General features: G+C 71.2%; 7 protein-coding genes. 2 read left to right on the forward strand and 5 right to left on the reverse strand.

Annotation, left to right across the window (positions count from 1 at the left end):
• Positions 1 to 20 precede the first annotated feature (20 nt).
• Both ileS and ndk read right to left on the reverse strand, forming a co-directional pair.
• Positions 21 to 3,167 (reverse strand): isoleucine--tRNA ligase, encoded by a 3,147-nt coding sequence (gene ileS / locus ACFP2T_RS37815; protein WP_377430725.1) that lies wholly within the window; start codon positions 3,165 to 3,167, stop codon positions 21 to 23.
• A gap of 321 nt (positions 3,168 to 3,488) precedes the next feature.
• Positions 3,489 to 3,914, reverse strand: coding sequence for a nucleoside-diphosphate kinase (gene ndk, locus ACFP2T_RS37820; RefSeq protein WP_377430728.1), 426 nt, complete (start codon positions 3,912 to 3,914; stop codon positions 3,489 to 3,491).
• A 129-nt stretch (positions 3,915 to 4,043) separates the two neighbouring features.
• Between ndk and ACFP2T_RS37825 the strand changes: the two genes are divergently transcribed.
• Positions 4,044 to 5,708, forward strand: coding sequence for a VOC family protein (locus ACFP2T_RS37825; protein ID WP_377430731.1), 1,665 nt, complete (start codon positions 4,044 to 4,046; stop codon positions 5,706 to 5,708).
• Between the two features lie 67 nt (positions 5,709 to 5,775).
• Here the strand turns inward: ACFP2T_RS37825 and ACFP2T_RS37830 are convergent, their stop codons facing one another.
• The 3 genes from ACFP2T_RS37830 to ACFP2T_RS37840 form a co-directional block, all read right to left on the reverse strand.
• Positions 5,776 to 6,264 carry a DUF4233 domain-containing protein gene (locus ACFP2T_RS37830; RefSeq protein ID WP_377430733.1) on the reverse strand — a complete coding sequence of 163 codons (489 nt, stop codon included), beginning with the start codon at positions 6,262 to 6,264 and terminating at the stop codon, positions 5,776 to 5,778.
• Positions 6,261 to 7,532 carry a bifunctional folylpolyglutamate synthase/dihydrofolate synthase gene (locus ACFP2T_RS37835; RefSeq protein WP_377430769.1) on the reverse strand — a complete coding sequence of 424 codons (1,272 nt, stop codon included), beginning with the start codon at positions 7,530 to 7,532 and terminating at the stop codon, positions 6,261 to 6,263. The genes ACFP2T_RS37830 and ACFP2T_RS37835 overlap by 4 nt, the downstream gene beginning before the upstream one ends.
• A gap of 156 nt (positions 7,533 to 7,688) precedes the next feature.
• Complete coding sequence (locus ACFP2T_RS37840; protein ID WP_377430736.1) at positions 7,689 to 10,331, reverse strand: valine--tRNA ligase; 2,643 nt, start codon at positions 10,329 to 10,331, stop codon at positions 7,689 to 7,691.
• A gap of 70 nt (positions 10,332 to 10,401) precedes the next feature.
• Here ACFP2T_RS37840 and ACFP2T_RS37845 point away from each other — a divergent pair, with 70 nt between their 5' ends.
• Entirely contained in the window at positions 10,402 to 11,124 is a 723-nt protein-coding gene (locus tag ACFP2T_RS37845) for a hypothetical protein (protein WP_377430738.1), read from the forward strand.
• Positions 11,125 to 11,209 lie beyond the last annotated feature (85 nt).

Here is an 11,209-nt window from a genome sequence, read left to right on the forward strand (position 1 = left end):
CCCCAGCCGTGCCGCCCAGGTCAGCGGCGGCGTACCGCCACGGTCACCCGGCCGCCCTCGCCGACCTCGCCGGAGAAGCCATCCACCTGGTCGGCGAACTCGACCGAGTCCGCCAGCACCTCTCGGGCCACGAACTCCCGGTACGCGCCGACCGCCCGCGCCGCCTCCGCCGGACCGGCGAGCACGACGTCGATCCGGTCCGACACGTCGAACCCGGCGTCCCGGCGGGCCTGCTGCACCACCCGTACGACGTCCCGGGCCAGCCCCTCGGCGGCCAGTTCCGGCGTGACCGCGGTGTCCAGCACCACCACGCCCTCCCCACCGGGCAGCGCGGCGGAGTGCTCGACGTCGGCGGGGACCAGCTTCAGCTCGTACTCGCCGGATTGCAGCCGGACCCCGGCGGCCTCCGGTACGCCGTCGACCAGTACCCAGTCGCCGGCCTTGACCGCCTTGATCACGGTCTGCACCTGCTTGCCGACCCGGGGGCCGAGCGCCCGGGGCACCACCGTGAGCACCTGCTCGCAGTAGCTGGCCAGCTCGTCGCTGAAGGTCACCGCCTTGACGTTCACCTCGTCGGCGATCAGCGCGGCGAACGGCTCCAGGGTGCTCGCGGCCGGCGTGGCCACGGTCAGCGAGGAAAGCGGCAGCCGGACCCGCAGGCCCTTCGCCTTGCGCAGCGACAGCGCCGCCGAGGCGACGTTCCGGGTCGCGTCCATCGCCGCCACCAGCTCGTGGTCGGCCGGGAACTCGGCGACGTCCGGCCAGTCGGCCAGGTGCACCGACCGGTCCCCGGTCAGCCCGCGCCAGACCTCCTCGGCGGTCAGCGGGGCCAGCGGGGCGAGCACCCGGCTCACCGTCTCCAGCACCGTGTAGAGGGTGTCGAAGGCGTCCCGGTCCCCGGACCAGAACCGGTCCCGGGACCGCCGGACGTACCAGTTGGTCAGCGCGTCCAGGAAGGACCGGACGGTGGCGCAGGCACCGGAGATGTCGTACGTGTCGAGCTGCGCCCGCACCGCGTCGACCAGCTCACCGGTCTTGGCCAACACGTACCGGTCGAGCAGGTCCGTCGAGTCGGTACGCCGGACCGCCTCGTACCCCTCCGCGTTCGCATAGAGCGAGAAGAAGTACCAGACGTTCCAGTACGGCAGCAGCACCTGGCGTACCGAGTCGCGGATCGTCGTCTCGCTGACCACCACGTCCCCGCCGCGCAGCACCGGGGACGACATCAGCGTCCAGCGCATCGCGTCCGAGCCGTACCGGTCGAACATCTCGTAGACGTCCGGGTAGTTGCGCAGGCTCTTGGACATCTTGCGACCGTCCTCGCCGAGCACGATGCCGTGCACCACGGCGTTGCGGAACGCCGGCCGGTCGAACAGCGCGGTGGCCAGCACGTGCATGGTGTAGAACCAGCCCCGGACCTGGGGAACGTATTCGACGATGAAGTCCCCCGGGTAGTGGTCCTCGAACCACTGCGCGTTCTCGAACGGGTAGTGCACCTGGGCGAACGGCATCGAACCGGACTCGAACCAGCAGTCCAGCACCTCCGGGACCCGGCGCATGGTGGAGCGCCCGGTCGGGTCGTCCGGGTTGGGTCGGGTCAGCTCGTCGATCACCGGCCGGTGCAGGTCGGTGACCTTCACGCCGAAGTCGGCCTCCAGCTCGGCCAGCGAGCCGTAGACGTCGACCCTCGGGTACGCCGGGTCGTCCGACTTCCAGACCGGGATCGGCGAGCCCCAGAACCGGTTCCGGCTGATCGACCAGTCCCGGGCGTTCGCCAGCCACTTGCCGAACGAGCCGTCCCGGACGTGTCCCGGCGTCCAGTTGATCTGCTGGTTCAGCTCGACCATCCGGTCCTTGACCTTGGTGACGGCGACGAACCAGGAGGAGACCGCCTTGTAGACCAGCGGGGTGTCGCAGCGCCAGCAGTGCGGGTACGAGTGCGTGTAGGTGTCCTGCCGCAGCACCACCCCCCGGTCCTTCAGCTCCCGGATCACCGACTTGTTGACGTCGAAGACCTGCTCCCCCTGGTACGGCGGTACGAGCGCGGTGAACCGGGTGTGGTCGTCCACGGTGACGATGGTCGGGATGCCGGCCGCGTTGCAGGCCTTCTGGTCGTCCTCGCCGAAGGCCGGCGCCAGGTGCACCACCCCGGTGCCGTCCTCGGTGGTGACGAACTCCGCGCCGAGCACCTGGTACGCGTTCGGCCCGGCCTGCCCGACCAGGAAGTCGTAGAGCGGGGCGTAGCGCCGGCCGACCAGCTCCCGGCCGTGCACCGTGCCGACCTGGGTGTACCCGTCCAGCTCCTTGGCGTACGCGCCGACCCGGGCGGCACCGACCAGGTACCGCTGGCCGTCGCGCTCCAGCACCGCGTACTCGATGTCGGGGCCGACGGCGAGCGCGAGGTTGGACGGCAGGGTCCACGGCGTGGTGGTCCAGACCCCGACCCGGACCGGCCCGCGCAGCAGCTCGGGGGCGGCCTCGTCCGGGGTCAGCTCGAACCAGACGGTCAGCGTCGGGTCGTGCCGGTCCCGGTAGACGTCGTCCATCCGGGTCTCGGTGTTCGACAGCGGCGTCTCGCACCGCCAGCAGTACGCCAGCACGCTGAAGCCCTCGTAGACCAGGCCCTTGTCGTGGAGCTGGCGGAAGGCCCACATGACGCTTTCCATGTAGTCCAGGTCGAGCGTCTTGTAGTCGTTGCCGAAGTCGACCCAGCGGGCCTGGCGGTTGACGTACCGCTCCCAGTCCCGGGTGTAGGCCAGCACCGAGGTCCGGCAGGCGTCGTTGAACTTCGCCACCCCGAGGTCGAGGATCTCCGCCTTGGTGGTGATGCCGAGCTGCTTCTCCGCCTCCACCTCGGCCGGCAGGCCGTGGCAGTCCCAGCCGAAGCGCCGCTCGACCCGCCGGCCGCGCATCGTCTGGTACCTCGGCACCACGTCCTTGACGTAGCCGGTCAGCAGGTGGCCGTAGTGCGGCAGACCGTTGGCGAAGGGCGGGCCGTCGTAGAAGACGTACTCGTTTCCGCCGTGCGGTCCCGGGTCGCGGGCCTCGACGCTGGCCTCGAAGGTCTTGTCAGCCACCCAGTGGTCGAGCACGCGGCGCTCGACCTCCGGGAGGTCGGGACTGGCCGGCACGCCCGTGCCGGCTGGGGCGTTCTTCGGGTACGCCATCGCGGGTCGATCTCCTCGTCGCAGCTCACTGCCTGTGGACTGCGAGGACGAATCCCCCGGTACGCCGTCATCCGGCGCGCCGCGAGACCCGCGGTACCACCCCGCTTGGTGGTCGGAATCGACCACCCGCTCGTTGGCCGGCTGTGACGGGCCGGACCCGCCCGGTTCTACTGGGGTGTTTCCACCTGTTCTTCCGGAGGCTCGCCGGTGATGGCCGGGTCATCGCCCTGTGGGCCTCAACGATACTCGACCCCCGCGGCGGACCTCACTCAATATCCCCGGCTCCGAATATCCCCGGCTCCGGCTCCGGCATGCTCACAGTCAGTCCAGCCCCGGGAACCAGAGCGCGATCTCGCGCCGGGCGGTCTCGGCGGAGTCCGCCGCGTGCACCAGGTTCTCCCGTCCGGAGGTGGCGAAGTCGCCCCGGATCGTTCCGGGTACCGCCCGTCGTCCGTCGGTCGCCCCGACCATCCCGCGCACCATCTCGACGACCCCGTCCCCGGAGAGCACCAGCGCGACCAGTGGTCCCGAGGTCATGAACGCCCGCAGCCCCGGGTAGAAGGGCTCCGCCAGGTGCACGGCGTAGTGCTGGTCGGCGAGCCGGTCGTCCATCCGGCGGAGCACCATGGCGTCGATGCCGAGGCCCTTGCGCTCGAACCGGCCGAGAATCTCGCTGACCAGGCGCCGCCGGACCCCGTCGGGCTTGATCAGTACGAGCGTGCGTTCGGCGGAACCACTGCTGGTCACGGACGTTCCTCGCTGCGGGCCGGAGGGTCGAGCACTGGTCAGCCTACCGACGGAGGCCGCGTACCGGCCTCGGGTCGTTCCATTCCCGCCAGATCCGGCCTAGCCTGGCCTTAACCAGGGAGGTCCACTGTGGCAGAAGGTCGTCGCCGTCAGGTCGCACCGGTGCGCAAGCTCGTCGCCGCCGTGCTGGGCACCTTCGCCACCTTCGTCATCCTGTTCGGCTTCGGGATGCGTAGCTGGGCGATCGCGGTCCTCGGGGTGGCCCTGCTCGCGCTGGCCATCGGACTCGTCGCGATCACCGCCGTCCGCAGCGGTCCCCGGGCCTGGGTGACCGGCATCGGGCACGTGCACAGCGTCACCGAGCCGCCCGCGTCGTCGACCTTTGGTCGCTGCGAACTCCAGATCGTGATCGACGCGCCCGGGGTGCCGGCCCGGTCCGTGAAGATCCGTGATCCCCGGGTGCCGGTGTCGAAGTGGCCGGACCCGGGAGCCACCTTGCCGATCATGGTCGCCATCGACGACCAGCGGCACGTACGGATCCTCTGGGACGAGGTCCTGACCCACGCCGAGGCGGCGGCGAGCGGCGATCTTCCGCCGCCGTTCGACGACCTCGACCCGCTCAGCGACGACATCCTGATCGAACAGGAGACTCCGCCGTGGGCCCGCGGCGGGCGGGACGACCCGTACGCGGCCCGGCCGACGGGAGCCCCGGTCAGCAACGAGGACCTGGCCGAGGACCTGGACGCACTCCGCGACGACCTGGAGACCCTCCGGGACGATCTGGGTACGCCACGCGAGGATCCGGTGGTGATGCGGCAGACTCCCGGCGGGACGATCGTGCTGGAGGGAACGCTTGTCGACCCGCCCTCCACCGCACCGTTGCCGCGCCGGTCGCGGCCGGGTCCCGGTCCCGGCGGCCGGACCCGACGACCGAGTCCCGGCCCGGCCGGAAGGTCCACCGACGAGCCGCCGGGCGCGACGGTGACCGACGCGCCGGCCCCGGACGCCCCGGTCTCCGGCGACGCCGGCTCCGACGCTCCGCCCTCGGACCTGCCGCCCTCGGACCTGCCGCCCTCGGACCTGCCGCGGGCGTCACGGCCGGTCCACCATGACGGACCGTCGGTGCCCGAGGCCCGAACCGGCGACGTCCCGCGTTCGACCGCCTGGGGCGCGGAGGACCCGACCCGCACGGATCCGACCGCAGAGCAGCCCCAGGACGAGATCGACATCCCCCTGGACGATCCGGCGACCGGTACGGGCCGGCAGAGCCGACCGGACCCGCTCGACGATGATCCGGTCTCCCGGCTCGACGATGATCCGGTCTCCCCGCTCGACGATGATCCGGGCTCCCCGGACGACGAGGCGATCCTCGCGGACCTGATCGAAATCCAGCCACCGGCCCGGGTCGGCGGCTCCGGACCGATCGCCGGGGTCGGGATCACGCTGCTGGTCACCGATCTCGACCGGTCGATCACGTTCTACCGGGACCTGCTCGGCTTCTTCGAGATCGACGGTGGCGAGGGGAACGCGATCCTCGCTTCCGGCGCGACCCGGCTCGTGCTCCGGGCCATCCGTGAGGTCGCCCCGATCAACCGTCGGCTGGTCCACCTGAACCTCGAGGTGAACGACGTCAACGCCGTCTACGAGGAGTTGCTCGCCAAGGGTGTGAAGTTCACCTACGCGCCGCGCGCGGTCAACCGGGGGGCGAAGCTCGAACTCTGGGCCGCCGCGTTCCGGGACCCGGACGGGCACGGCATCGCACTGACCCAGTGGCGCGGCCGCCCCACCGGCTGAGCCACCGACGGGTACGCCGGCCGTCGCCTCGCCGCTGACCGGCGACGGTCCGCGTCCGGCGGACCGATCAGCCGAGGATGACCCGGCGGACGTGCAGCACGTACAGCCAGACGGCCGCGAAGAGAATGCCCAGCGCACCAAGTGACCAGTGCAGCAGGCCGGCGAGCATCAACAGCCCCTGGAGCACCGTTCCGGCGTGCCAGGCCCAGGGCCGGCGCAGATTTCCGGCGAGTACGGCGGCGAGCACCGCGAGCCCGACGACCACGCCGATGGCCGTACCTCCCAGGTCGCCGCCGAGGAGTCGGATCGGCTGGATCGCGAGCAGCAGGACGAGCGTCTCGACGCCCAGCGTCATGGCGCCCAGGCCACGTACCGCCCGGACCGGATCGCGCAGCCCGGACGGCCGGCCACCGCCGTCGGCGGGCCCGCCCGGCCCGGCCGGGCCGGCGGCACCGCTCAGCTCGCCGGGGCCGCTCGCCCCACCGGCGTCGGGGCCGCTCGCCCCACCGGCACCGCTCAGCTCGCCGGGGCTGGTCGCCCCACCCGGGCCGCTCATCGTTTCAGCAGCCGGCGGGCGTCGGCGACGGTGACCACCGAGCCGGTGACCAGCACACCCACCCCGCTCAGCTCCCCCTGGACGTCGGACTCGGCCAGCGCCACCGCCGCCTCGATCGCGTCGGGCAGTTCCGGAGCCACCTCGACCCGGTCCGGTCCGAAGATCTCGGTGGCGAGTTCCGCGAGTTCCGCGACCGGCATTGCCCGGGGTGAGGTGTTCTGGGTGACGACCACGACGTCGACGACCGGCTCCAGGAGTTCGAGCAGGCTCGACGCGTCCTTGTCCTCGAGCACGCCGACCAGCGCGACCAGCCGGCTGAACGCGAACTCCTCCTGCAGGGCGTTCACGGTCGCCGCCATGCCGTGCGGGTTGTGCGCGCCGTCCAGCAAGATCGTCGGCGCCGACCGGACCCGTTCCAGTCGGCCCGGCGAGTCGGCCACCGCGAAACCCTCGCGGACCGTCTCGACGTCGAGCTGCCGGGCCGCACCGGCGCCGAGGAACGCCTCGACGGCGGCGAGGGCCAGCGCGGCGTTCTGGGCCTGGTGTGCGCCGTGCAGCGGGATGAAAACGTTGTCGTAGACCCCACCGAGACCCTGTAGCGACAGCACCTGTCCGCCGACCGCGACGGCCCGACGGAGTACGCCGAACTCGCCGCCTTCCCTCGCGATGGTGGCACCGACCTCGGCGCACCGTTCCAGGATCGGCTGGGCGGCCTCCTCCGGCTGGGTCGCCGAGATCACGGTGGCGCCCTTGTGGATGATGCCCGACTTCGCCAACGCGATGTCCCCGATGGTGTCGCCGAGCCACTCGGTGTGGTCGAGTCCGATCGGGGTGATGACGCAGACGCCGGCACCCAACACGTTGGTGGAGTCCTCGGCCCCGCCGAGACCCACCTCGATGACCGCCACGTCCACCGGAGCGTCGGCGAAGGTGGCGAAGGCGAGCGCCGTCGTCATGTCGAAGTACGTCAGCGGTTCGTCGGAACGCTCGTCTATCAGCCGGGCCAGCGGTGCGACCTCGCGGTAGACCGAGATGAAGCGCTCCTCGCTGACCGGCTCACCATCGAGGCTGATCCGCTCCCGGACGGTCTCCAGGTGCGGGCTCGTGTACCGGCCGGTGTGCAGTCCGAACGCCCGGAACAGAGAGTCGATCATCCGTGCGGTCGAGGTCTTGCCGTTGGTACCGGTCAGGTGGATCGCCGGATAGGCACGTTGCGGGCTGCCGAGTACGTCGAGCAGTTCCTCGATCCGCCCGAGGTCGAAGACCATCCGGGTGAATCCCCGTCCGGCCAGTTCCGCCTCGACCCGCGCGAACTCGGCCACCCGCTCACTACGTTCACTCACCGCGATCCTCGCCCATCCGCCTCACCGCACACACCCCTTGCCCGCCTTCCGACTCGCCCACGACGCCCCCGCCGGCCACCGTCACCCCAGCGCCGCCAGGGCGGTGCTGATCCGCTCCAGGTCCGCCTCTGCCGCGGCCAGCCGGTCCCTGATCTTGTCGACCACGGGCGCCGGAGCCTTGCCGAGGAACGCCGGATTGCCGAGCTTCGCCCGGGCCTGGGTGATCTCCTTCTCCGCCGCGGTCCGGTCCTTCTCCAGCCGGGCCCGTTCGGCGGCGACGTCGATCGAGCCACGGGTGTCCAGCGCCACGGTCACCGCACCGGAGACCGCGAGCGTGGCGCTGGCCCGGAAGTCCGGCGCCGCCTCGTCCAGCCGGACCAGCGAGCGGATCAGGGACTCGTGCGGGGCGATGCCGGCCTCGGCCAGACCGTCGAGCCGGGCGGCCACCCGCTGCGCCGGACGCAGCCCCTGATCGGACCGGAACCGCCGGATCTCGGTGACCACCCGCTGGAGATCGGTGACCTCGCGTTCGGCCTGATCGTCGCGGAGGGCGGGCACGCTGACCGGCCAGGTTGCGGTCATCACGGATCCACCCTCCGGCCCGGCGCCCGCCGCCTCCGCGCCGGCCAACGCGATCCAGAGTTCGTCGGTCACGAACGGCACCACCGGGTGCAGCAGCCGGAGCAGCTGGTCGAGCACGTGTCCCAGCACCCGTCGGGTGACCTCTGCCGCCTCGCCCCCGGCGGCCAGCACCGGCTTGGCCAGCTCCACGTACCAGTCGCAGACGTCGTCCCAGGCGAAGTGGTACAGGGTGTCACAGACCTTGGCGAACTCGTACGCCTCGAACTGCTCGTCGACCTCGGCGGTGACGTGCTGCAACCGGGACAGGACCCACCGGTCCACGGTGGAGAGCCGGGACGCTTCGGGGAGCTCCCCCGACACGTGCGCGCCGTTCATCAGGGCGAACCGGGTCGCGTTCCAGAGCTTGTTGCAGAAGTTCCGCGAGCCCTGGCACCACTCGTCGCTGACCGGCACGTCCTGCCCGGGGTTGGCGCCCCGGGCCAGGGTGAACCGGGTGGCGTCGGCGCCGTAGCGCTCGATCCAGTCCAGCGGGTCGACGACGTTGCCGAACGACTTGGACATCTTCTTGCCGTACTGGTCGCGGACCATGCCGTGCAGCGCGATCACGTCGAACGGCTGCCGGCCGTCCATCGCGTACAGGCCGAACATCATCATCCGGGCGACCCAGAAGAACAGGATGTCGTAGCCGGTCACCAGCACGCTGGTCGGATAGAACTTCGCGAGGTCGGGCGTGGACTCCGGCCAGCCGAGCGTGGAGAACGGCCACAGCGCGCTGGAGAACCACGTGTCGAGGACGTCGACGTCCTGGTGCCAGCCCTCCCCGGTCGGCGCCGCCTCGTCCGGGCCGACGCAGACGACCTCGCCGTCCGGGCCGTACCAGACCGGGATGCGGTGCCCCCACCAGAGCTGGCGGGAGATGCACCAGTCGTGCATGTTGTCGACCCAGGCAAAGTAGCGCTTCGCCATGTCGGCGGGCTCGATCTTCACCCGGCCGTCCCGGACCGCGTCACCGGCCGCCCGGGCCAACGGAGCGGTGTTGACGAACCATTGCAGCGACAGCCTCGGCTCGACCGTCGTACGGCACCGTGAGCAGTGCCCGACCGCGTGCACGTACGGCCGCTTCTCCGCCACGATCCGGCCCTGCTCGCGCAGCGCGGCCACGATCGCGGGCCGGGCCTCGAACCGGTCCAGTCCCTCGAACGGTCCGGGCGCGGTGATGACACCCCGCTCGTCCATGATCGTCAAGGACGGCAGGTCGTGCCGCTGCCCGATCTCGAAGTCGTTCGGGTCGTGCGCCGGGGTCACCTTCACCATGCCGGTCCCGAAACTCGGGTCGACGTGCTCGTCGCCGACGATCGGGATCCGTCGCCCGGTCAGCGGCAGGTCGACCAGGGTGCCGATCAGGTGCTTGTACCGCTCGTCGTCGGGGTGCACCGCGACCGCGGTGTCGCCGAGCATCGTCTCGGCCCGGGTGGTGGCCACCACCACCTCGTCGCTGTACCGGATCGAGACCAGCTCACCGTCGTCGTCGGTGTGCTCGACCTCGATGTCCGACAGTGCCGTCAGGCAGCGGGGGCACCAGTTGATGATGCGTTCCGCCCGGTAGATCAGGCCGTCGTCGTACAGCTTCTTGAAGATCGTCTGTACGGCCCGGGACAGTCCCTCGTCCATGGTGAAGCGCTCGCGGTCCCAGTCCACCGAGTCGCCGAGCCGGCGCATCTGGCCGAGGATCTTGCCGCCCGACTCGGCCTTCCACTGCCAGACCCGCTCGACGAACTTCTCCCGCCCCAGGTCGTGCCGGGACAGGCCCTCGCCGGCGAGCTGGCGCTCGACGAGATTCTGGGTGGCGATTCCGGCATGGTCCATGCCGGGCAGCCAGAGGGCCTCGTAGCCCTGCATCCGGCGGCGGCGGCTCAGCGCGTCCATCAGGGTGTGCTCGAAGGCGTGGCCCATGTGCAGCGAGCCGGTCACGTTCGGCGGGGGGATGACGATGGTGAACGGAGGCTTGTCGCTCTCGGCCGAGGCCCGGAAACGCCCGGCCGCTACCCACTCCTCGTACCGCCGACGCTCTACCTCGCCCGGCTGGTACTGGGCGGAAAGGGTCGGGGCCGGGGCGCGGTTGGCATCCAGAGTCTCGGTCACCCACAAAGTCTACGAGCCGCCGCGCGAGGTCCGTCGTGCGCCACCTCCCGGCTCGCGTACGGTGGCGGCTATGTCCGAGGCCCACTCCTCCGATCGGCGTCCTTCTGTCGACTCCGGCGCTATCGAGATCACGTCGGAGCCGGTCGTACTGGCTCAACCGGTCGCACCGGACAGCGGGGCGACCGACATCACGGCGGCACCCGACCCGGACGGCCCGGGACCCTCCGCCGGCCCGTCCCGACGCCGGAAGATCGTGCTCGGCTCGGTGCTGGCGGTGGCGCTCGCCGGGGCCGCCGGCCTCGGCAGCGTCGGCTGGCGCATCGCCCAGGAGAAGGACGCCACCCTGACGACTCCGGCCCAGGTCGCCGGCCTGAACCTGGACAGCAGCGAGCGGGCCAGGACCACCGCCGACTACCTCCGTACGGGGTTCACCGCCGACATCAACGCCGAGGAGAGCATCGGCGCCGTGTACGCCGATCCGGCCGCCCCCCAGCGCAGTGTCCTGCTGTTCGGCGGTACGGCGCTGGTCTGGCAGCCGGAACGGGATCTGGACCGGCTCTTCGACCTGGTCGCCGAGGGCGAGGGGGCGATCGGCGGGCTCCGCGAGGTGGATGCCGGTTCGTTCGGCGGCGTCATGAAGTGCGGGACGAGCACCAGCCCGGAGGGCGATCTCGCCGTCTGCGGCTGGGCGGACCACGGCAGCGTCGCGATGGCCATGTTCCCCGGCCGTACCGTCGACGAATCCGCGGCCCTGCTGCGCGACATCCGGGACACGGTCCAGACCCGGAACTGAACCGCTCCGGCAAGACAATGTCGGCCGGTAGAGGAATGGTAGGGCGGTAAAAACAATGTAGGGCCACCCGCAAGGGTGGCCCTAC

Origin of the sequence: Plantactinospora solaniradicis, assembly GCF_042658085.1 — a bacterium.
Taxonomy (GTDB): Bacteria; Actinomycetota; Actinomycetes; order Mycobacteriales; family Micromonosporaceae; genus Plantactinospora; species Plantactinospora solaniradicis.